The organism is Nocardiopsis baichengensis YIM 90130, assembly GCF_000341205.1.
GTDB classification, from domain to species: Bacteria; Actinomycetota; Actinomycetes; order Streptosporangiales; family Streptosporangiaceae; genus Nocardiopsis_A; species Nocardiopsis_A halophila.
In genome coordinates this window covers 125,737-147,221 of sequence record NZ_ANAS01000004.1, presented here as the reverse complement: position 1 = coordinate 147,221, position 21,485 = coordinate 125,737, and the positions used below count along the sequence as shown (strand labels likewise).

Below are 21,485 nucleotides of genomic sequence, written 5' to 3'. Positions count from 1 at the left end.
AGCCGAATCCGTTGTGGGGGCGGTCGGCGCGCGGCACGGTCGGGGCATGTCCACCCCTGCCCCCGCGGCCCCGGCGGGCCGCGCGACCTACCTGCGCGTGCTCGCCGTCGCCGAGTTCCGCGCCCTGTTCGCCGCCGAGGTGCTGTCCGTCCTGGCGCTGGTCGCCGTCCAGATCACGCTGTCGGTGCTGGTGTTCGAGCGCACCGGCTCGCCGCTGCTGTCCGCGCTGGCCTTCGCCCTGGGGTTCGCCCCGCAGCTGGTGGGCGCGGCGCTGCTGTCGGCGGCGGCCGACCGCCTGCCCGCGCGCTCGCTGATGACGGGGGCCCAGACGGTCAACGCCGCCCTGGTGGCCGGCATGTCGCTGCCCGGTGCGCCGGTGCCGGCGATGCTGGCGCTGCTGGCGGCGACCGGTCTGATCGCGCCGGTCTACCAGGGGTGCCGGGCGGCCGCCGTCGCCCACGTCCTGCCCGGCGACGGCTTCCCGCTCGGCCGGTCGCTGCTGCGGATGGCGGCCCAGACCGCGCAGATCGCCGGCTTCGGTGTGGGCGGGACGCTGCTGATGGTGCTGCCGGCGCGCACGGTGCTGGCGGTGGCGGCCGCGATGATGGCGGCCTCGGCGCTGCTGATCCTGCTGGGAACGGCCGCCCGCCCGGCCCGGCGGGGCTCGGGCCCCGAGCGCCTGGTGGGCACCTCGCTGTCCGGGCTCGCCCGGGCGCTGCGGATCCCCCGGCTGCGCTCGGTGCTCCTGCTGACCTGGCTGCCCCCGGCCCTGGTGGTCTGGCCCGAGGCGCTGGCGGCGCCGCTGGCGCACGGCATGGGCGGCGGGCCGGTGCTGGTGGGCCTGCTGCTAACCGCCGGCCCGGTGGGCACGGTGGCCGGGGAGCTGCTGGCCGGTGCGCTCCTGGACGCCGAGCGCCGCCGCCGCTGGATGGTGCCGCTGGCGCTGGCGGTCTTCGCCCCCTTCCCCGCCTTCGCCGCCGCGCCCGGCCCGGTGGCGGCCGTCGCCCTGCTGGGGGCGGGTGCGCTGGGGTTCGGGTACACGCTGGCGCTGGACGCCCTGCTGCTGGAGGCGGCGCCGGAGGAGATGCGCGGCCGGGTGTTCACCCTGAGCTCGGCGGGGCTGATGATCACCCAGGGGGCGGGGTTCGCGGCGGCCGGGGCCGTGGCGGAGGCGGTCCCGCCGCACCTGGCGGTGGCGGCCGCGGGCGCGGCCGGCCTGGCCGTGGTGCTCACAGCGGGCCGCCCGTTCCTCAGGCGGCGCTGACCAGGGCGAACGCCAGGCACACCGCGCCCGCCGCCGACAGCGCCGTGCGCACGGCGTTCCAGCGGACCCACGGGCGCTCGAAGGCCGCGCGGACCTGTGCCGCCTGGTCCCCGTGGACGGGGCCGGCCGCGTCCAAGGCGTCGTTGAGCGGGACGTTCACCGCGACCGTCAGCACAAACACCGCCGCCACCAGCACGAACGCCGCCCAGGCGGTCACCGCGGCGGCGCCGCCCCCGCGTGGTTCCGCGCCGGCGCCGACCCCGTGGCCGGGCGGGCGCTGCGGCTGATGCACGCCGCACCGGCGCGGCCGTGGACGGTGGCGGCGCTGGCGGCCGAGTGCGGCTGCTCCCGGGCCGCACTTGCCCGGCGCTTCGCCGACCGGGTGGGCGAGCCGCCGATGGCCTACCTGACCGGGCTGCGCCTGGCCGCGGCCGCCGACCTGCTGCGCGAGGGCGACGAGACGCTGGAGGCGATCGCCCGCAGGGTCGGCTACGGCTCGCCGTTCGCGCTGAGCACCGCCTTCAAGCGGGTGTACGGGCTGAGCCCGGCCCGGTACCGGCGGGCGTGAGCCCGGACGGGGTGCGCGGCGGCGCTCAGCCGCCCAGAACCGCGGTTCCGCCGCAGTCCAGGCCCCATGAGGCCGCGAACCCCGGCCGCCGGGAGGCGTCCACGATCTCGATGCGCGCCCCGACGGAGTCGAGCCGGTGGTAGGCGAACGGGCGGCCGTAGGGGCATCCGGAGAAGTCCTGCGGGGCGTCGGCCGCCTCCAGGCGCTCGGCCTCCCGGTGCAGGTCGGCGGCCCAGTAGCCGAGGTGGTCGAAGCGCGCGCGGCCCTGGCAGTCCCACGGGCTCCCCGGCGGCCCCTCGACCAGTTCGACGAAGGGGGCGTCCCCCTGGGAGAACACGATGCGGAACTCCCACTCCCCCATGGTCCGGCTCCTGGGCCGCGCCCACTGCGCGCCGGTGGCCGCCGTCAGGTCCGCCATGGCCCGCTCGATGTCGGGAACGGCGAAGCACACGTGGTAGAAGTCCGCCATCGGCGCCCCTGCCCTCTCCGGTCCGCCCGGCCCACTGCTCGGGACGGGCCGACCCTAGGGCCGCGCCGCCCGGGAGCACCAATCAGGGGTCTGATGGCGGCCATCGGCGCGCCGATGGCCGCCATCAGACCCGGTGCCTCAGAGCCGGCTCAGCGGCTCGGCCGCCGCCTCTTCCAGGTCGGCGGCGAGCATCTGGGAGTAGGTGGCGGTCAGGTGGTGGCTGTCCCGGTAGACCAGCACGTTGCCGACGACCGCCGGGCAGCTGTCGTCGGTGCACAGCCGGTCGTTGAGGTCGACCACCTTGGCGCCGTTGCCGTCCATCCCGGCCGCCATCAGCTGCGGGTCGTCCTCCGCCAGCGCGTCGTCGCGCTCCTTGGCGCAGACCGCGGGGTCGTCGGCGTTCAGCTCCACGCACTCGGGCACGCGCGCCCGCTGCGCGGGGGTGTCGGCGATGGCGACCACCGCGGCCCCCGCCTCCTCCACGGCGTCCCACTGCTCGGCCATGCCCTCGGCGATGCGGCGCTTGCCCTCCTCGCCGTCCGCCCGCACGCTGTCGGCGGTGCTGCGGGAGCTGGTGAAGACCAGGTCGGGCGCGTCCTCACCGGTCAGCCGCCCGACCACGTCCTCGTTCCAGTCGGTGCACTCCTTGTAGGGCCGGTCGTCGCGCGTCACCGTCTCGCTGGTGAAGGGGCAGGAGGACTTGGTGAAGGTGGAGACCCGCCACCCGTGCTCGTCGGCGACCTCCCGCACCGCCGGGACCCAGTGGGCGGCGTGCGAGTCGCCCACCACGGCCACGCGCACGTCGGCGTCCTCGGGGCCGTAGGCGCACGGGTCCGCGCTCCGGTCGCCGGGCATGGACTGGCAGTCGTCGTCGTAGACGCTGGGCAGGTCGTCCAGGGCGTCGACGGGCGAGGGGAAGATGTCGGCCGCGGTGTCGCCCTCGGGGGTGCTGTCGCCGATGGCCTGCGGGCCCACGTGCACCGACGGGTCGAAGTCCACGTTGCGCTTGGCCTGCACGTGGCCGTACTGCACGGCGCTGACCGTGGCGGCCGCCAGCACCGCGGCCACCGCGAACACCAGGGCCGAGCGGCCGGTGCGCAGCAGCCCGCCGGTGCGCACGGGGTCCTCCACCGCGATCTTGGTGGCCCAGGCCAGCAGCACCGACCCGGCGGCCACGGCCGCCCCGGCGACCGGGCCCAGGGAGCCGGACCCGGTGGCGGCGAGCGCGAAGACGATGAGCGGCCAGTGCCACAGGTAGAGGGCGTAGGAGATGTCGCCGACGAAGCGGGCGGGCGCCGCACTCAGCAGCCGGTAGGTGGACAGCGGGCCGCGGGTGTGGCCGGCGGCGATGACCGCGGCCGTGCCCAGCACCGGCAGCGCGGCGGCCCACCCGGGGAAGGCGACCGCGTCGTCGTAGGCGGCGGCCGAGGCCACGATGGCCAGCAGTCCTGCCCACCCCAGCCCGGCCCGCACGGATTCGGGCAGGCGGCGGTGGGCGAGCACGATCGCCAGCACCCCGCCCACGGCCAGCTCCCAGATGCGGGTCTGCGGCAGGAAGTAGGCCGGGCTGGGGTCGTTCAGGGTGATCCACACCGAGCAGGCGAAGGACAGCGCCACCACTGAGCCCCCGGCCAGCAGCAGCGTCCGGGCGCGGCGCAGGCGGGCCGGCAGCGCGGTCCAGCCGACGAAGAGCAGCGGCCACAGGAGGTAGAACTGCTCCTCCACGGCCAGCGACCAGAAGTGCTGGACCGGGCTCTCGGCCGACCCCGCGGCCAGGTAGTCCACCGACTGCTGGGCGAGCAGCAGGTTCTGCACATAGGCGGCCGAGGCCAGGATCTGCTTCGCGGTGTCGATCAGCTGCGCCGAGGGCAGCAGCAGGACGGCCGCGGCTCCGGTGACCGCCAGGACCGCGGTGGCCGCGGGCAGGATGCGGCGCACCCGGCGGACGTAGAAGCCCGACAGGGACACCCGGCCCTTCTCCCGCGCCTCGCGCAGCAGCAGGGTGGTGATCAGGAAGCCGGAGATGACGAAGAAGACGTCGACGCCGACGTAGCCGCCGGGGAGCAGGTCCTTGTCGATGTGGTAGGCGACCACGAGCCCGACGGCCAGGGCGCGCAGGCCCTGCACTTCGGGGAAGAAGCGGCGCGGTGGCGGGGCGGCGGGGGCGGGGCTCGGGGCTGGGGGCGCGGGCTGGGATCGAGTCGTCACGGAGGTCCTTGCCTGCGTATCGGGGCCGTCACCTGGTCGCGGCGGGGCACGGCGCCCGGTACCGCCGCCGCACGGCGCGCCTCGCCGACTTTCCTGGGAACTCTCTCAGGAATGTGGATTCTCTCAGGAAAACGCGACCGTGTGTAGCCGATCGGTGCGCGTGTGCACCGCCGCCCCGCACATCGGTGCTACCGACCGGTCGGTTTGCAAGCACTGGTCGGCGCCACCGCGCCGGCCCGGAGGGCGGGAAGAAGGGCTCGGCTACCGATGGGGAGGCGGAGTGCGCCGGCCCCCACCGCGCATTCCGGGGCGCGACTCCCCGACGCCCGCAGGGCGGGCGGGATCATCGGCTCCGGCGCTGCTCCAGCCTGAGATCGGCTTCATGCAGGTAGTCGTGGACGGCACGCTCAGGGACCCGGTACGAACGGCCCACACGGACCGCAGGCAATGCGCCGCTGTGCACCATCCGGTATACGGTCATCTTCGTCACCCGCAGGATCGTGGCCACTTCCGCCACGCTCAGAAACCGGACCTCCTCCAGCGGCGCCTTCGAGCGGCCTCCTCCGGCCGGGCGCGCCGACCTGCGCATTGTTCCCGTAGCGGGCGGTGTCCCGCCGGGGGCGCCTGAGGAGGGGCTTGCGAGCTGCTCGGTGACCTTCTCGATGCCTTGGCGGACCAGCGCCTCCGCGTCCCCGGGAACCACGCGGAGAATCTCCGAGGCTTCAGGGATCCTCTGCAACGTCGGGATCTCAATGCCGACGACCTCTCCGTCACCGTCGTAGTCGGCGATGAACCGACCGTGGTCGACGGTGCGAGCCACGGCCCCGAACCTCAAGGTCACGTAGGCAGCATCTGCTTCGTGATCAATGGAGACGTCCGGCATCTGGGCCATACTCCTCACCGTACTTCCATGACGGTCTTAACGACAGGATCGTCGGTCTCCCAGGAGTCATCCCGTACTGCCACGCAGATCTTGCGGCCGTCCACCGTCCAACCGAAGAGCTTGAAGGAGTGGTTGTCGGGGTCGTGCACCTCGACAATAGGTCGGGCCACGACGGCCAGGACATCCGCCTCGCGGATGTCCCTCTGGCGCAGGCGGTCCAACAGGTGATGGGTCAATCGTGGGGGCATTCGGCAGTTTCCAGGGGCAGCGTCATCGGCCGATTCAGATCCCTCAAGCGCAGGCGGTCCACTCTTCTGAAGGTAGCCACCCGTCCCGGACCCTGTCCGCGGAATCCGTGGATCCGGGCGGGCCCTGTCGCGGACGAGGCCCGCCGAACAGGGGTGGAAGCGCGCTGACGGACGTGGGCACAACCGATGGCGCATGCGGCTGGAGGCCTTCACCCGGGTGGCCTTCTCCACCGGTGCCGGGTGGGGGCTGTACCTGACGTACTCGGTCTACGCGCGCGAACGCGAGGGCATGGCGGGCAACGCGGCCATGGTGGTGCGGGTGCCGGTGCTGCCGGCGGCCGTGGTGGCCGTGGTCGGCGCGCCGGCCCGGAGGGCGGCCCCGGGCCCGATGACCGGCGGGCGCGGGGACGGACGGACCCGCCCCCGCGCCCCTCACCCTCCTCCGGGCTCCACGGGGCGGACGGTGGCATACCCCTGCCACGGCGGGGCCTTGAGCACCGAGTCGCCGGAGAACACCAGCTCGGCCAGGGGGAGGCGCCGGTGGTAGAAGTTCAGCGACGAGGGCGCCCCGAAGATGTCCGCCGAGGCCAGGAAGAACGGGAGCTCGGCCACCAGGTAGCGCATGGCGGTCTCCAGCGCCTGCCCGGTGGGCGGCCCCGTGCTGCCGCGCGCGGCGAGCACCTCTGTGCTCATCTCGGCGCAGGTCTCGTGGAGCACGGGGTCGTCCGCCAGGGCGCGCTCGCATTCGGCGTACCTCTCCCGGTACACGTCCCCGGAGGCGAGTTCGGACATCCGGTGCAGGCCGTCGGTGCCACGCGGACCGCCCAGGGACTCCCAGGCCCGCGCCGCCCGGTTGCGGAGGACGTTGGTCTCGCCCCGGGCCTTCTTCGCGGCGCGCCGGGGCTCGTACCCCAGTGCGCGGTAGGTGTGCTCCAGCGCCGAGTCCGGCACCACCGCGTCGATGCGCGCGAACCGCTCGCCCAGCCACTCCAGGAGCCCGGTCAGCACGGGGACGCTGAAGTAGCGGTTGCCCGGGCTCAGGCCGAGGACCGCGTGGTCGCCCAGTTCCAGGACGGTCCGGCCGTCCTGGCCGAAGGGCTCGGCGGTGAACACCGGGCGCTGCGGCTCCGGACCGGTCCCGCTCACGTCCACCGGCCGGTCCCGGGACGCCCGGCCTCGGCCAGGAAGCGGCGGCGCAGCTCTTCTCTGCGGATCTTGCCGGTGCCCGTGCGCGGCACCTCGCCGGGGGCCACGACCACCGGGTCGGCCAGCGCCGGGAGGCGCCGGACGGCGCTGCTCCAGGCGTCCGGGTCGAGCCGCCCGCCGGGGGCGGCCACCACCGGGACCGGTGGGCCCCCGGAGACCGACAGCAGCGCCACGTCGTGCCCCTCGGGCAGGTTGTCGACGAGGACGTCCTCGACCTCGAGGCAGCTCACGCCGGGCGTGTGGTTGACCTCGCGGTCCAGCAGCCGGACGTTGCCGCTCCAGGTCCTGACCCCGATGTCGCCGGTGTTCCACCATTCGCCGTGGGCCTTCTCCTCCCAGCGCTCGGGCTCGCCGTAGTAGCCCACGCAGCGCGCCTTGGTGCGGGCGAGCACCAGTCCGGGCCGGCCGCTGGGCACGGGCCGGAAGGTCTTCGGGTCCACGACCTTGATCTGGACGAAGGAGGGCATGGGGCGCCCGACGGTGCGCGGTCCGCGCTCGGCGTCGCGGCGCCGGTTGGCGGTGCGGCGGGTGATGAAGGTCATCCCCAGGCCGCCGGTCTCCGACTGGCCCCAGGCGTAGCGCCACACGGGGAAGGGGTGGCGGGAGGCGTTGAGGAAGGTGCGGATCGTCGACCAGTGCACCGCGTCGAAGGTGCTGGCGTACATCCGCACCTTCGAGAAGGGGCCAGGGCCGGGTTCGGCGGCCAGCCCCTTCAGGTTGGCGAAGTCGATCGGCAGGCCTTCGACCATCGTGGGACGGTGCTCGCGCAGGAGCGGTCCGGCGGTCTCGGGGGCGCTGGAGCTCATCACCAGGACTTTGGCCGGAGAAAGGCTCAGCACCGAATAGATCCAGGTGAATGCGCGGGCGTGCACGAACGGCATGAAAACGGCGACGGTGTCGTCGGGCCGGAAGGTGATCACGGGAAGCCGGTTGGTCTCCAGCCGCGCCATCTGCCCCTGGAGTTTCTCGGGGGTGTACATGATGAGCTTGGGAACGCCGGTGGTCCCGGAGGTGTGGGTGAGCATCATGAGCTCGTCGTCGCGGCGCGGATTCGGCGCCGGTTCGGAGGCGCCGGAGAAATCGGCGAAGTCCAGCGCCCCGGGAACCCCCGGGTCCACGCTCAGAGTGCGTTCGGCGAATTCGGTGAGCGGTTTCTCCGCGCCGCCGCCCGCGGTGAGCAGGCGCCGCCCGGAGACCAGCAGGCGGGGCTCGGTGCGGCGGAGCAGCGCCCGGACCGCCTCGCCGGGCAGCCCGCCCGAGAGCATCACCGGCACCGCCCCGATCCGGATCGCGGCCGCCGCGAGCAGCAGGCAGTCCAGGTGGTCGTCCTTGTGGACGGCGATCCGGTCGCCGCGTCCGGCCCCCGCCTCGTGCAGGGCCCCGGCGGCCCTGCGGACGCACCGCGCCAGCTCGTGGACCTCCAGTACGGTGCCGGCCTCGGGGGCGATGTCGAGGGGGCGGTCGAGGCGGAAGATCATCGGTCGGCCGCCCGAGTGCGCCCGATGGTCGAAAAGTCGCCCGACGCTCGTTTTCCAGAGCCGATCCCTGCGCATCCGTCCTCCCGTTCGCCGTCGCGGCCCGCAATACCGGCCGCCGTTCCGTTCCCTGCGAAATCCCCGCGCCGAAGGCGCGCTTTCACCCGCGCCGTTCGCGCGCGAATCGTCGATGGGGCCCGTTCCGGGCAGGCGAGGGGCGCCGCTCCGTTTCCCGGATATTCCGGAACGGAACGCGCATGCGGGCCGCGGCCAACGCAACCAACAGCGCGGGGGCGGGTCAAGGGTCTTCAGGGCCGGAGAACTCCGGGCGCCGGGAGCACCGTTTCACGTGATCTTCCCGGCGCCCGCGGTCGGGCTCCTTCCTCCGCCGCTCCCGCCCCCTGGTCCCGGGTACGCCCGGCCGCCCGGGGCGCGCGCGTGCCGACTGGCCGCATCCGGTCACCCCTCCGCCGCCCCCTGCCGTTCGACGACACCGTCTAGTACTACTAATTGTCGTACTACTCGATGTCGAGGATGGAGTCATGCGGGTTCTCATCAGCGGGGGCGGGATCGCGGGGCTGGCGGCGGCGCGGGCGCTGCTCGACGCGGGGCACCGTGTCACCGTCCTGGAGCGCGCCCCCGGTCTGCGCGACGGCGGGTGCGCGGTCGTCCTGTGGCCCAACGGCACCGCGATCCTGCGCGGGCTGGGCGTCGGCACCTCCGGCGACGAACGGCCCCTGCCCGGGGTCGCGGTGCGCAGCTCCACCGGGCGGCCGGCGATGACGGTCTCCCTGGCCGGACTCGAAGCCGCCTACGGCGCACCGGCCGTCGCGGTGACGCGCCGCTCGCTGGTCGCCCGCCTGGCCGAAGGGGTGCCCGCGGACCGGATCCGCTTCGGCGCCCGCGTGACCGGGGTCCGCGAAGGGGGCGGCCAGGTCGCGGTGCGGACCGAGGACGGCCGGGAGTTCACCGGCGACCTGCTGGTCGGGGCCGACGGGGTGAACTCGGCCGTGCGCGGCCACGTGGTCGGGGACGGCCCCGGGCTGCGCGCCCGGCCGACCGGCGCGGCCACCTGGCAGGGCCTGGTCCCCGCCCCCTTCGACCCGGGGCCGCGGTTCACCATGTTCCTGGGGCGCGAGGGCAGCGTCGGGATGAGCCCGGTGGCCGGCGGCCTGATGCAGTGGCTCATCGACACCGAGTGGCCCGCCGGCCCGGCGCACGACGACCCCGGGCGCGCGCTTCCGCTGCTGCGCGAGCGCTACTCCTCGTGGGCGCCCCAGGTGCGCGGGCTCCTGGAGGCGCTCACCGAGCAGGACCTGGCCCTGTTCCCGCACCGGCGCCACGACCCGCCGCTGTGCTGGCGGAAGGGCCGGTGCGCCCTGATCGGCGACGCGGCCCACGCGATGCCGCCCATCCTGGCCCAGGGGGTGGGCCAGGCGCTGGAGGACGTTGCGGCGCTCAGGGACGCGCTGGAGGGGGCCGTCCGCGCGTCCGGGGCGGACGGCGCCCCGGACCTGGGCGCGGCGCTGGGCGCCTACGAGCGGGCGCGGAACGCCCGGGCGGTCAAGGCGGGCGACGGCGCGACCGGCAGCATCGCCACCTCCGGCCCCCGGACGCTGCTGCAGACCGACACGATGATGCGCCTGGCCCGCCTGATCCCGCGGCGGGCGCCGACGGCGATGTTCGAGCGGATCCTGGGCGGCGTCGCCCATGACCCCCGCGGGCCCCGGCCGGACGTCGGCCGATCCGCCGCCCGCTGACCGGGAGGCGCCCCTGACCGCCCTTCGGCGCCGAACGGTCGGGGCCCGCCCCGGGCCTCCCGGGGCGGGCCTGTAGAGCCGGATCGGTCGACGCCTTAGAGCGCCTCGAAGGCCCACCGGTAGCCGGAGTCGGCGAAGCTGCGGTAGCCGAGCTTGAGGAACGACCCGTTCCAGGCGGGGTTCTCCAGGGTCACGCCCAGGCGCGTGTTGCGCACGGGCACGATCTGGTGCGCGTTGTCGACGTAGGGCAGCAGCCACTCCTGGCGGTCCCGCCCCGTGCAGCCGGTCTGCTCGACCCGCTGGCCGACCGCGGGCAGGCCGTTCTTGGGCTCCAGGCACAGGTTGCTGTACAGGTTGCGGATCTCGTAGGTGGGGTGCCCGTCCACCGAGCCGGTGCGGGTCAGCTCCCAGTCCATGCCCCGGTGGTCGGCCGGCCAGACCCGCACGTCGACGCGGGTGGCCGCGCCGGCGTAGGGGACCATCCGCGCCTCGTTGGGCTCGAACCGGATCTGGTAATCGGTCCCCTGGGCCGGCGGGGCGGGGGCCGCGGAGGCGGGGAGCGCGATGCCCAGCACGGCGGCGGTGACGAAGGAGAGGAGGACGGCGGCGGAGGCGGTCATATGATGCCTGATCATAGAATTCCCGTCGCATTCGGGGGTGCGGAAAGGGCGGATCCGCCCGTAAGGCGCGAGTCCGCCCGACGCGAAAAAGCGTTGCACGGCCGATGCGGAGGCGACAAGGAATTCGCCGCCGTTCGGGGCGCCACTGGAACCGGGCGGGCGCCCGTAAAAACCTCTCCCGCCGCCCTCCCTCCTTCCCCGCGCCGTCCATGATGCCCGCTTTTCCGCAGGTGGTGAGGGACATCGATGCCTCTCCCCTTTCCTTCCACTCTGTGGGCGAAACAGCGCGGGCGTCCGGATATCGGGTCTCCGCAAGGGCGCCCATAGAAGTTCTGCCCCCCAGAGGTAAGGTGCGGCGCATTCCGGTTCGACATGGCGGACATGCATCCTCATCGCCGTCATTCCGGGCATGCCTTCCATTTTCTCTTTTCGGTGGGGCGCGGGCGGCCGACGGGGTCGGCGCCCCTCCCCGTGCCGAGCCCTGTTCCCGGCCCTTATCCCGGCTCTTCGGCCGGAGCGGCGCCGCCTGGAGCGGCCGCGGGGGTTCCGCGGCTCCACGACCGTGTACACCCCGGGAGCGCCCCCGTCCGAAACCCGCCCCCGGCCCTCACTCGGCCGGGACGGGCAGGCGCAGCCGTCCGTCCGCCATCTCGGCGACCCGGTCGGCCTCGCCCAGGTGCGCACGGTCGTGGGTGACGAGCACCGTGGCGGTGCCCTCCTCGCGGGTCATCCGGGCGATCAGGTCGATCACCGCCGCCCCGCGCTCATGGTCCAGGGCGCTGGTCGGCTCGTCCACCAGCAGCACATTGGGCTGGTTCATCAACGCGCGCGCGATGTTCACCCGCTGGCGCTGGCCCCCGGACAGCTGGTGGGGGCGCCGGTCCGCCTGCCCGGAGAGGCCGACCGCCTCCAGCAGCTCCAGCGCGCGCGGGCGCGCCCTGCGCGGGGACCGGCCGTCGATCTGCGCCATCACCTGCAGCTGCTCGGCCGCCGTCAGCGACGCCGGAAGGTTGGCCTGCTGGAACACGATGCCGATCCGGCGCCTGCGCAGCTCGGCCAGCCGCCGCGCCCCCAGGCCGCGGGTGGCGGTCCCGTCCACGACCACGGTCCCCGAGTCCGGGCGGATCAGGGTGGCCGCCACGGCCAGCAGGCTGGACTTGCCCGATCCCGAGGGGCCCACGACCGCCGTCAGCGTCCCCGCGGGCACCTCCAGCGCCACGCGGTCCAGGGCGGTGAGCCGCCCGTCGCCGTCGGGGTAGGTCAGGGTGACGTCGTTCAGTTCCAGGCTCATCGTGCACTCCCCAAGGCGGTCAGCGGGTCGACGGAGGTGATGCGGCGCACGGACAGGGCGGCTCCCAGCGCACCCAGCGCGACCATGACGGCCGCCGGGGCGAGCACGGTCCCCGGTGCCAGTTCGAAGGGCACGTCCGAGCCCGAGACCAGCGCCCCCAGCGCGGCGGCGGCCGCCGTTCCGGCGGCGGTCCCGCCCACCAGCAGCACCAGCGCCTGTCCGAGCGCGTCGCGCAGCAGGGTGGCCGTGGAGGCGCCCAGGGCCTTGAGCACCGCGATGTCGGGGCTGCGCTGGATCGTCCACACGGTGAAGAACGCGCCGATCACCAGCGCCGAGATCGCGAACAGGAACCCCCGCATCAGCTGGAGGGAGCCGTTCTCGGAGGCATAGGAGCCGATGGCCGCAAGGGATTCGTCCTTGCCCACGGTCAGTGTCCCGGCCCGCTCGGCGGTATCCGCGATCGCGGCGCCTTCGGCGTCGCCGCCGCTTACGTCGCCGGTCTCAAGCGCGATCACCGTGGCCCTCGGCCCGTTGTCGGTGCCGGTCGGCGGGGCGATGTCCTGCCAGGCGTCCAGGCTCGTCCACACCACGGGGGTGTGGCTGTAGGAGGCGTCCCCTGCCACGGCCGCCACGGTGACCTCGCGCCCCGCCAGCGTGAGGGTGTCGCCCGCCTCCGCGCCGAGGGCCTCGGCGGCGCCCTCGGACAGCACGGCGGAGTCGCCCCGCACCTGGCCCGCCTCGGGCGCGAGGCCTGCCCCAGGGCGCACACCGAATGCCGAGACGGTGGCAGTGTCCCCGTCTCCGGTCTCGGCCTTGGTGGTGGCGATGCCCAGCGGCTCAGCGCTCTGCACCCCGGACGTCCCGGCCCACTCCCGCCACTGGGGCTCGGTGACGACGGAGTCGGCGAAGGAGGGCTCGCCCTCCCCGCCCGGGTCGGCGAAGACGATCCTGTCGGCGGGCAGGCCGGTCACGGCCGAAACGTTCTCCCGCGCCAGGCCCGCCGTGAGCCCCGACAGCATCCCCACCAGCAGGGTGATCAGTACGATCACCGCGCCTATCAGCGCGAAGCGCCCCTTGGCGAACCTGAGGTCCCTCCAGGCGACGAACATGTGCGGCCGTCCCTTCCGATGACGTGTGACAACCCCTCCACTGTCGTCGCGCGGCCCGTTCCCGGGCATCTGGAAGGAGTGGGCTCTCGTCCGTCCGGAGGGCGGAGGGCGGTCTCCACCTTTCGACAGATGCCGGCACCGTCCGCACCGGTGGAGAATCACCGGGCCCCTCGCAGGCGAGGGGCCCGTGGAATCAGTCGAACGGAGGCCCGGAGGAGGAGACCTCGTGCTTGAGAACCTCGTCCCTGGTGATCTCGACGGCGGCCGAGGGCGCGGGCGCGACGGCGCGCCACGCCTCCAGGGCCTCGTGCGACTCCCAGGACTCGAAGAGGTTCACCCGCCCCTCCTCCTGGGGGTCCGGCGAGATCGCCAGGTCCAGGCACCCGGGGGCCTTCCTCCCCTCGGCCACGATCGCCTCGACGCCTCGGAGGAACCGGTCCCTGTCCCCCGGATCCACGTACACCTTCCCGGCGACGATGACCGTCATGACGCACGTCCTTCCACTCGTGCCCCCTTGAGCGGCGAACGCTCCCCGGGGCAGGCCGATCGCATTCCGCCCCGAGATGACTCCCCCGAGGCCGCGGACTCATCGCCACCCCGCCGCCCGCCCCACCGCCCGGGGCGCCGTCCCAGGTCAGGGCGCAGCAAGGCGCTAGGGTGAGGTCCCCGTGAACCGCTTGACTCCCACGCTCAGAGTGCTCGCCTGGTGCCTGCACCTCCTGGTCGCCGGGCTCCTGCTGCTGGTCGCGGCCCGGGCCGTGGTGGATGCGCGTGCCGACGCCGCCTGGGTCGCCGCCGCCGCGGCCGCCACCGGGGCGGTGTACGCGGCCGGCCCGCTCGTCCCCGGCATCGGCGCCTCCCGCCGCGCCGCGGCACTGTGGCTGGCCCTGCTGGGGGTCTGCTGGGCCGCGCTGCTGGTGCTGTCCGCCGAGGCGGTGTGGCTGGCCTTCCCCCTCTACCTCCTCCAGCTGCACCTGCTGCCCCGCTGGGGCGGGCTGGCCGCCGTCGCCGCAACCGCGGCCGCGGCCGTCGCCGGGTTCGCCGTCCACCGGGGCGGGCTCACCCCCGCGGTGGCGCTCGGCCCGGCGCTGGGGGCCGCCGTCGCCGTCGCGGTGGTCTGGAGCTACCAGGCGCTGTACCGGGAGAGCGAGAAGCGGCGCCGCCTGATCCAGGAGCTGACCGCGACCCGCGCCGACCTGGCGCGCGCCCAGCACACCGCCGGGGTCCTCGCCGAGCGCGAGCGCCTGGCCCGCGAGATCCACGACACCCTGGCCCAGGGGTTCTCCAGCATCCAACTGCTGCTGCGGGCCGCGGAGAAGGCCGTCCCCGACCGCCCCGAGGCGGCCGCCGCCCATGTCCGCCGCGCGCGCCAGGCCGCCGCCGACAACCTCGACGAGGCGCGGCGCCTCGTGGCGGCCCTGACACCGCCGGACCTGGAAGGACGGACCCTGCCCGACGCCCTTGAGCGGCTGTGCGCCACCGTCTCCGAACGGCACCCCCTCTCCGCGCGGTTCCACCTGGCCGGGGAACCGGTCCCGCTGGCGACGGCGCACGAGGTGGCGCTGCTGCGCACCGCCCAGTCGGCGCTGGGCAACACCGTCCGGCACGCACGGGCCGACACCGCCGATGTCACGCTGCGCTTCACCGGCGCCCCGCACCCCCAGGCCGTCCTGGAGGTCGCCGACGACGGCGACGGCTTCGACACCGGCCCACCGCCCGCCCCCGCCGACGGGGGCGGCGGGTTCGGCCTGGCCGCGATGCGCGCCCGCATGAGCGAGCTGGGCGGCTCCTTCACCGTCGGCGCCTCGCCCGGGCACGGCACGACGGTCACCGCCCGGCTGCCCCTGGCCGACCCCGCCGACCGCGGGGCGGCCCCCGAGAACCGGCCCGCACCCGAGGAGCGCCCATGAACACCGACCCGGCCCCGGCCCCGGTCCGGCTGCTGCTGGCCGACGACCACCCCGTGGTCCGCTCCGGTCTGCGCGCGGTCCTGGAGACCGAGCCCGGGATCACGGTGGCGGCCGAGGCCGGCACCGCCGAGGAGGCCGTCGCCCGCGCCGCCGAAGGCGGCATCGACGTCGTCCTGATGGACCTGCGCTTCGGCGGCGGCATGGGCGGGGCCGAGGCCACCGCCGCGATCACCGCGCGCGCGGGCGCCCCGCGGGTCCTGGTCGTCACCACCTACGATTCGGACGCCGACACCCTGCCCGCCATCGAGGCCGGGGCCACCGGCTACCTGCTCAAGGACGCCCCGCCCGAGGAGCTGGCGGCCGCCGTGCGCAGCGCGGCGGCCGGGCGCACCACCCTGGCCCCCTCGGTCGCGGACCGCCTGATGACCCGGCTGCGCGCGCGGGGCAACGCGCTCACCCGACGGGAGATCGAGGTCCTGGGGCTGGTCGCCGAGGGGCTGTCCAACCTGGCGATCGGTGAGCGGCTGCACCTGACCGAGGGGACCGTCAAGTCCCACCTGGCGCACGTCTACACCAAGCTCGGAGTGGACTCGCGCACGGCCGCCGTGGCCGCCGCGGCCGATCTCGGCTACATCCGGCGCTGAGCACACGACCACCGCGGCCGCGGGGTAGGTAGGGCCCGAGAACGCATCGGCCCCGCACGGGCGGGGCCACGGCTCGACCATTGGAGTCCCATGGGCGCATCGGCCGGTAAACGCGAGACGACGACGTGCGCGGTGGTCGGCGGGGGGCCGGCCGGAATGGTCCTGGCCCTGCTGCTGGCCAGGGCGGGCGTGGACGTGACGGTCCTGGAGAAGCACGGCGACTTCCTACGCGACTTCCGCGGGGACACCGTGCACCCCTCCACCCTGAACCTGCTGGACGAGCTGGGACTGTGGCGGCGCTTCTCCGAGATCCCGCAGAGCAGGGTCGAACAGGCGGTCTTCCCGGTCGGCGACTCGGAGACGGTCACCGTCGCCGACCTGCGGCGCCTGCGCGTCCCCCACCCCTACATCGCCATGGTCCCGCAGTGGGACCTGCTCAACCTGCTGGCCGAGTCCGCCGCCGAGGAGCCCTCGTTCACCCTGCGGATGAAGACCGAGGCCACCGGCATCATCCGCGAGCGCGGTGCGGTCCGCGGCGTGCGCACCAGCGGCCCCGACGGGGACGGCGAGCTGCGCGCCGACCTGGTGGTGGCCTGCGACGGCCGGGACTCCGGGCTGCGGCGCGCGGCCGGGCTGGCCACGCGGGAGCTCCCGGTGGACATCGACGCCTGGTGGTTCCGCCTGCCCGGGGACGTGTGGACCGGGGAGGCGCTCAGCCCGCGGCTGGAGAAGGGGCGCATGCTGGTGGTGATCCCGCGCGAGGGCTATCTGCAGATCGCCTACCTGGGCCCCAAGGGCACCGACTTCCAGCTGCGCGAGCGCGGCATCGAGGCCTTCCGCGCGGACGTGGCCCGGCTGCTGCCCGACGCCGCCGACCGGGTGGGCGCGCTGCGCTCGATGGACGACGTGAAGCACCTGGACGTCCAGGTCGACCGGTTGCCGGTGTGGTACCGGCGGGGCCTGCTGTGCATCGGGGACGCCGCGCACGCCATGTCGCCGGTGGGCGGGGTGGGCATCAACCTGGCCGTGCAGGACGCGGTGGCGGCGGCCACGCGGCTGGCCGGGCCGCTCAAGCGCAGGCGGGTGTCGGTGGGCGACCTGATGGCGGTGCAGCGGCGCCGGTGGCTGCCCACGGTCGTGACGCAGGGCATGCAGCTGGGGATGCACCGGGGCGCGCTGGACCCGGTGCTGCGCGCAGAGCGGGACGGGCCGCCGGCCGTCCCGCTCGCGGTGCTCAGGCACTTCCCCCCGGCCTCGGCGGTCCTGGCCTACGCGATCGGCCTGGGCGTACGCCCCGAACACGCCCCCGAGTTCGCCCGCAGGCAGGGCTGAGGCCGTCGGGTACGCCATCCCCGGCAGGCGGCGCCGGAAGGGCGGGGCGTCCGCTCCGGCCCGCTTGCCGGGCGGCCGACGGCGGGGGCCGGGGCGGGGGTCAGAACTCGCCGCTGTCGGCCAGGCCCGCCAGCACCCCGGTCAGGGTGGCGGTGAGCGAGGCCTTGGTGCTGTGGGCCTGCGGGGTGTCGGCGTAGATCGCGTTGACGTACATGCCGGTCTCGTTGCGGTGGAACCAGAAGCAGATGCCGTTGCTGTGCGAGGCCCAGATGTGCTTGCGGGCCTGCAGAGCGTGCTGCCTCTCGCCTCCGGGGCTGCGGCGGAAGTCCAGGTAGGAGAAGAAGTTCACCGCGTACGGCCAGGAGCGCAGGTCGGCGTATTCGGGCGCGAGCAGCCGCCAGGCCTTGACGAAGGGCACGTCACCGCGCTCCCGGATGGCACCGGCGGCGTCCCGCACCCCGGCCATCACCTGCGCGAAGCCGGCCCCGGCCGGCACCGGGAACTCGATGGGCACGGTGTTGACGAACCAGCCCATCGCCTCGGCGTACCGGCCGCGCCCCCGGTCGCTGAGCGGCATCAGGCCGCGGTAGACCTCGGGGCCGCCCTCGCGGCGCAGCGCCTCGCCCACCGCGGCGAGCACCCCCATGAACACCTTGCCGTCGGCCTTGCGGCAGTGCGCCTCGAAGGCCTCGGCCTCCGCGCCGGTCAGGAGCGCGTCGGTGTCGTTGACGGTGCCGTACATCTCGCCCGGCTCCACGCCCAGGTCGAGCGGGAAGGCGGGGAAGAACCCGCCGTTGCTCCGCATGAACGCCTTCCAGGGGTCCAGGCGGGGGTCGTCGGCGCCGACCGGGGCGTACCGGAGGCGCTGCTCGTGGCCGAAGTCGAGGTAGCTGCCGACCTCGGGCTGCCCGGGCTCCTCGCCGCGGACGGCGGCGGTGTAGGCGGTGGCGATGTCGTTGACCGCGATCGGGGTGGACAGCCCGTCGGAGACCAGGTGGTCGAAGCCGAGGAAGACGGTGGTCGACTCGGGCCGGACGACGGCGCCCATCACCAGCAGCGGCCAGGACAGCGTGTCGATGCGGTGGAAGCAGTCGTCGACGTGGCCGCGGACCCCCTCGCGGGTGGCGACCGGGCCGATGTCGACGGGGTCCAGGACGGCGTCCTCGGCGGCCATCGGCCGGCAGGTCAGGTCGCCGGCGAGGTGGCGGAACTCGCAGCGCAGCACCTCGTGGCGGCGCACGAAGTACAGGAGCGCGGCCTCCAGGGCCGCACGGTCCGGCGGGCCGGGCAGTTCGAAGGTGCAGGCCACATAGGAGGCCAGTGGATCGTCGTCGGCGCGGGCGTCCACGGCCGCGCTGAAGTGCTTCTCCTGATTGAAGGAGCCGCTCCTGTCGTCCCTCGCGGACGCGCCGGAGGACCGCGAGGGACGCAGCCTCCACTCGATGACGTGTCCGGGAGCGATGTCGAGATCGGTGATCGGGGCCTGAAGCACCGGTGAAAGACCTTTCGGTTGTCGGCGGCCCTCCCGTGGCGCGTGCGGCCGGGCGGGAGATCGGGCGATGCGGGCGCGGGACCCGTACGCCGCTGGATCCGGTGCGGCGTTTCGGCCTTCCCGAAGGGCGCAAACTCCGCACCGTTTCCATTCGGTCGCTCAAAGCTACATGTCCGGCCCGGGTGCGGTCCGGCGGATTGGCGAGATTGGTCAGCCGTCGCCGCTTTGCGCATTCACGGCCCCGGGGATCGGGCCTCGCCGGGGCACCGGCGCCGGGCCGGGTCCTTCCGGGGGCGGGGTCGGCCATGGCCGTGTCGCCCGCCGAGGCCGCGGGAGATCAGCCGAACGGCGGGCGGGGCAGGGGGCCGCCGACCGTCCCGTTCGGTGCTCAGGGACTCCCCCGGCCTCGGCGGTCCCGGCCTACGCGATCGGCCCGGGCGTGCGCCCCGAGCACGCCCGCGAAATCGCTTGCAGGCCGCCGGGCCGACCCGCCGCCGCCCAGTAGGCCATGGCGCCGATCGCGGTTGCGGCGACCACGCCGAGCACGCCGTCGGGGTCCAGGGTGAAGGACAGCTCCGGGAGCCCGTCGGCCTCCGCGTAGGAGGCCGCGATGACGTACGGGACGCCGACGGCGGACCCCGTCAGGAACGAGAGCGCGAGCACGGCCACGACCGTGATCACGGTGAGGGAGCAGCCGAGGACGAGCCCGTAGGCCGCCCCGGACGCCGCGCGCACGATCATCGTGGCCATGGCCGCCTCCCGACGCGGTTTCCGAAAATACCCCCGTCCGAGCCTCTCAGCCCCGGGCCGAGACCATCACACGGCGGTTCTTCTGCTTGCCCTCGTCGGTGTCGTTGGAGGCCGCGGGCTTGGTCTCGCCGTATCCGGCCACCGTGAACCGGTCGGCGTCCAAGCCCTCCTCGGCGACCAGCCAGTCCACCACCGACTGGGCCCGGCGCTCGGACAGGTCCTGGTTGTAGTCCTCCTCGCCGTCGGAATCGGTGTGCCCGTCCACCTTGACCGGGGCGTCGGCGGGAAGCTCCTCCTCGATCTGCGCGGCGACCTCGCCCAGCGTCTCCTCGGCTTCGTAGCGCACCTGGTCCGAGTCGACCTCGAAGAGCACGTCGGCGTCGAGGTTGAAGGCGATGCTCTCCTCGTTCTCCAGGACCTCGACGTCGCCGACGCTGCGGGTCTCCAGCCACTGGCTCTCGACGTAGACGCTTTCGAGGTAGGCGCTCTCCACGAAGACGTGGGGGACGTGGACCGAGGGGATGTAGGTCCCGTCCTCCAGGGTCGCGCTGGGGCGGGTGACCGACGGGCGCTGCACGGAGTCGCGCAGGAGGGAGTCGCGCCGGACCGACGGGCGAACCACCGAGGCGATCAGCCCGTTCTCGCCGACCTCCTCCTCGCTGATCTGGCACACCTCCTCGGCGGAGGCGCCCTCGACCTCTGCGCCCTCCTGCGTGGCCTCCTCGGCCACGACCTCCTCCAGCTCGGTGCCGTCGTACTCGAAGCCGGGGACGGTGGTCTCGGGGATGGTGACCGGAGGCAGGGCGCTCGGCGGAATGGAGACGCCGCCCAGGCAGCCCGCCGGGGCCTCCTCGACCGTGGCGCACTGGGCGGGCACGCGCCGGTCGGGGATCTCCACCCCCGGGATCTCCTGCTCCTCCTGGACGACCTCGCCCGCCTCGTTCTCGACCTCGGGGATCGTCACGGGGTCGGTCGTGAGCCCGGGGATCTCGACCGCCTCGATGAAGACGCTGTCGCCCGTGCACGCGTCCGGGTCGGCGTCCTCGGCCTCAAGGGGGTCCGCTGCCTGCTCCGACGGCTCGTCCGAGGCCTCCCCGCCCCCTCCCGGGCCGCCGGACTCCCCTCCTGAGGAGCACCCGGCGGCGGCGAGCGCCAGGGCGAGGGGGAACACGATCACGGCGAGCCGTCGCTCCACAGGGGTCCTCCGCTGTTCGTCATGGGGGCGAAGCCTAGGACGCGGGACCCGGGGCCCCGGTTCCGCTCGTGGGCGTCCGGTCGGCGTCGTCGAGGATCTCGTGGAGCTGGCGCAGGGCGTCCTCCATACGGTCCGGACGCCCGCTGAAATAGGGGTCGTCGGGGACGGGGAGGGAAGAGGCCAGCCCCCACCCGCGCCCGCGGGCCCAGGTGGCCTCGTCCACGCCGAGCGCTTCGCGGAACACCCCTCGTGCCTCAGGGGGGAGGAACTTCCACGCCGGGAGGAGGTCGACGGCCGGGTCGCCCGCGCCCATCGTCCCGAAGTCGATGACGGCGCTCAGGTTCCCGTCCACGGCCAGCAGGTTCCCGGCGGCCAGGTCCCCGTGGAACCAGACCGGGGGCCCGTCCCAGGCCGGTGCGGCCAGGGCCGCCTCCCACACGGCGGTCACCCGGTCGGTGTCGACCAGGCCCTCGAGGGCCGCGATCTTGGGGCGGACCCGCGCCTCGACCGCGATGGAGTCGCGTTCGTCGCCCATGGGGACGCCCCGGAAGGCGTTGCCCGCCCGGGGCCCCGGCGCGCCGGAGGCATCGGCCTTCTGCAGCGCGGTGACGAACCCGGCCAGGTCGAGCGCCGCGCGCCGGGGGTCGGCCAGCGCACAGCCGTGCACGGCCTCCCCCTCCTGCCAGCGGTACACCGACCAGGCGAACGGGTACCCCGCGCCCGGCGCCCCCTTGGCGATGGGAAGCGATACGGGCATGGGCAGCTGCGGGGCCAGGAACGGCAGCCAGCGGTGCTCGCGTTCGACCTGCTCGGCCCACCGGTCGAAGCGGGGCATCCGCACCGACATGTCCTCGCCGAGGCGGAACGTCGCGTTGTCCATTCCGGAGACGGGGACCGGGACGACCGGAAGGTGCGCCCACTGCGGGAACTGCTCGTCGATCAGCCGGTGGGCCAGTCCGGCGTCGATGGGCACTGCTTCGGGGGTCGCCGCTTCGGGGCCTCCGGTCGACAAACGCGGGTCCTCTCCTCGGGGGTGGCCGTCCCCGAAGAGACTGCAGAAG

Annotated in this window: 20 protein-coding genes and 2 pseudogenes; 6 read left to right on the top strand and 16 right to left on the bottom strand. The window is 74.4% G+C overall.

Features of this window, described 5'->3' with window-relative positions; genetic code table 11:
• Window positions 1-46 precede the first annotated feature (46 nt).
• Window positions 47-1,264, top strand: coding sequence for an MFS transporter (locus tag C892_RS0101940; RefSeq protein WP_051060466.1), 1,218 nt, complete (start codon window positions 47-49; stop codon window positions 1,262-1,264).
• Here the strand turns inward: C892_RS0101940 and C892_RS28365 are convergent.
• Complete coding sequence (locus C892_RS28365; protein ID WP_338040823.1) at window positions 1,251-1,439, bottom strand: anthrone oxygenase family protein; 189 nt, start codon at window positions 1,437-1,439, stop codon at window positions 1,251-1,253. The two genes, C892_RS0101940 and C892_RS28365, sit on opposite strands and share 14 nt — an antisense overlap.
• Before the next feature lie 51 nt (window positions 1,440-1,490).
• Between C892_RS28365 and C892_RS0101930 the strand changes: the two are divergent.
• Window positions 1,491-1,832, top strand: a pseudogene (locus tag C892_RS0101930) (helix-turn-helix domain-containing protein); the annotation flags it as partial.
• Between the two features lie 25 nt (window positions 1,833-1,857).
• Here C892_RS0101930 and C892_RS0101925 read toward each other — a convergent pair.
• The 7 genes and pseudogenes from C892_RS0101925 to C892_RS0101900 form a co-directional block, all read right to left on the bottom strand.
• Window positions 1,858-2,301, bottom strand: a complete 444-nt coding sequence (locus C892_RS0101925) for a VOC family protein (protein ID WP_017555808.1) — start codon at window positions 2,299-2,301, stop codon at window positions 1,858-1,860.
• Window positions 2,302-2,439: 138 nt separating this feature from the next.
• Window positions 2,440-4,509: an acyltransferase family protein gene (locus C892_RS0101920; RefSeq protein WP_275041804.1), complete on the bottom strand. Its 2,070-nt coding sequence runs from the start codon at window positions 4,507-4,509 to the stop codon at window positions 2,440-2,442.
• 343 nt (window positions 4,510-4,852) lie between these two features.
• Window positions 4,853-5,098 (bottom strand): helix-turn-helix domain-containing protein, encoded by a 246-nt coding sequence (locus tag C892_RS32065; protein WP_051060465.1) that lies wholly within the window; start codon window positions 5,096-5,098, stop codon window positions 4,853-4,855.
• A 168-nt stretch (window positions 5,099-5,266) separates the two neighbouring features.
• A pseudogene (locus tag C892_RS32510) lies at window positions 5,267-5,392 on the bottom strand (excisionase family DNA-binding protein); the annotation flags it as partial.
• A 14-nt stretch (window positions 5,393-5,406) separates the two neighbouring features.
• Window positions 5,407-5,640: a DUF4258 domain-containing protein gene (locus C892_RS0101910; protein ID WP_017555805.1), complete on the bottom strand. Its 234-nt coding sequence runs from the start codon at window positions 5,638-5,640 to the stop codon at window positions 5,407-5,409.
• A 432-nt stretch (window positions 5,641-6,072) separates the two neighbouring features.
• Window positions 6,073-6,792, bottom strand: coding sequence for a tRNA-dependent cyclodipeptide synthase (locus C892_RS0101905; RefSeq protein ID WP_017555804.1), 720 nt, complete (start codon window positions 6,790-6,792; stop codon window positions 6,073-6,075).
• Window positions 6,783-8,324 carry a class I adenylate-forming enzyme family protein gene (locus tag C892_RS0101900; protein ID WP_017555803.1) on the bottom strand — a complete coding sequence of 514 codons (1,542 nt, stop codon included), beginning with the start codon at window positions 8,322-8,324 and terminating at the stop codon, window positions 6,783-6,785. The genes C892_RS0101905 and C892_RS0101900 overlap by 10 nt, the downstream gene beginning before the upstream one ends.
• Window positions 8,325-8,863: 539 nt before the next feature.
• On the opposite strand from C892_RS0101900, the gene C892_RS0101895 reads away from it, so the two are divergent.
• Window positions 8,864-10,081: an FAD-dependent oxidoreductase gene (locus tag C892_RS0101895; RefSeq protein ID WP_017555802.1), complete on the top strand. Its 1,218-nt coding sequence runs from the start codon at window positions 8,864-8,866 to the stop codon at window positions 10,079-10,081.
• A gap of 95 nt (window positions 10,082-10,176) precedes the next feature.
• Here the strand turns inward: C892_RS0101895 and C892_RS0101890 are convergent, their stop codons facing one another.
• From C892_RS0101890 to C892_RS0101875, 4 genes are all read right to left on the bottom strand, one after another.
• Complete coding sequence (locus tag C892_RS0101890) at window positions 10,177-10,701, bottom strand: RICIN domain-containing protein (protein WP_017537611.1); 525 nt, start codon at window positions 10,699-10,701, stop codon at window positions 10,177-10,179.
• A gap of 607 nt (window positions 10,702-11,308) precedes the next feature.
• Window positions 11,309-11,992, bottom strand: a complete 684-nt coding sequence (locus tag C892_RS0101885) for an ABC transporter ATP-binding protein (protein ID WP_017555801.1) — start codon at window positions 11,990-11,992, stop codon at window positions 11,309-11,311.
• The gene (locus tag C892_RS0101880) at window positions 11,989-13,101 is read right to left on the bottom strand and encodes an ABC transporter permease (protein ID WP_017555800.1); all 1,113 of its coding nucleotides are present in this window, start codon (window positions 13,099-13,101) and stop codon (window positions 11,989-11,991) included. Before C892_RS0101880 ends, C892_RS0101885 begins: the two co-directional genes overlap by 4 nt.
• A gap of 193 nt (window positions 13,102-13,294) precedes the next feature.
• The gene (locus tag C892_RS0101875; protein ID WP_017537609.1) at window positions 13,295-13,588 is read right to left on the bottom strand and encodes a putative quinol monooxygenase; all 294 of its coding nucleotides are present in this window, start codon (window positions 13,586-13,588) and stop codon (window positions 13,295-13,297) included.
• 181 nt (window positions 13,589-13,769) lie between these two features.
• Here C892_RS0101875 and C892_RS0101870 point away from each other — a divergent pair, with 181 nt between their 5' ends.
• From C892_RS0101870 to C892_RS0101860, 3 genes are all read left to right on the top strand, one after another.
• On the top strand, window positions 13,770-15,011 hold the full coding sequence (locus tag C892_RS0101870; RefSeq protein WP_026124078.1) for a sensor histidine kinase: 1,242 nt from the start codon (window positions 13,770-13,772) through the stop codon (window positions 15,009-15,011).
• On the top strand, window positions 15,008-15,655 hold the full coding sequence (locus tag C892_RS0101865; RefSeq protein WP_017555798.1) for a response regulator: 648 nt from the start codon (window positions 15,008-15,010) through the stop codon (window positions 15,653-15,655). The genes C892_RS0101870 and C892_RS0101865 overlap by 4 nt, the downstream gene beginning before the upstream one ends.
• Before the next feature lie 90 nt (window positions 15,656-15,745).
• Window positions 15,746-16,987 (top strand): FAD-dependent oxidoreductase, encoded by a 1,242-nt coding sequence (locus C892_RS0101860; protein ID WP_083934300.1) that lies wholly within the window; start codon window positions 15,746-15,748, stop codon window positions 16,985-16,987.
• Window positions 16,988-17,087: 100 nt separating this feature from the next.
• Here C892_RS0101860 and C892_RS0101855 read toward each other — a convergent pair whose 3' ends face one another.
• From C892_RS0101855 to C892_RS0101840, 4 genes are all read right to left on the bottom strand, one after another.
• Window positions 17,088-18,479: a condensation domain-containing protein gene (locus tag C892_RS0101855; RefSeq protein WP_017555796.1), complete on the bottom strand. Its 1,392-nt coding sequence runs from the start codon at window positions 18,477-18,479 to the stop codon at window positions 17,088-17,090.
• 420 nt (window positions 18,480-18,899) lie between these two features.
• A complete protein-coding gene (locus C892_RS0101850; protein WP_017555795.1) occupies window positions 18,900-19,229 on the bottom strand; it encodes a hypothetical protein in 330 nt (109 codons plus the stop codon).
• A gap of 46 nt (window positions 19,230-19,275) precedes the next feature.
• Window positions 19,276-20,424 carry an OmpA family protein gene (locus C892_RS0101845; RefSeq protein ID WP_017555794.1) on the bottom strand — a complete coding sequence of 383 codons (1,149 nt, stop codon included), beginning with the start codon at window positions 20,422-20,424 and terminating at the stop codon, window positions 19,276-19,278.
• Window positions 20,425-20,458: 34 nt separating this feature from the next.
• Window positions 20,459-21,436 (bottom strand): aminoglycoside phosphotransferase family protein, encoded by a 978-nt coding sequence (locus tag C892_RS0101840; RefSeq protein ID WP_026124077.1) that lies wholly within the window; start codon window positions 21,434-21,436, stop codon window positions 20,459-20,461.
• Between the last annotated feature and the right edge of the window lie 49 nt (window positions 21,437-21,485).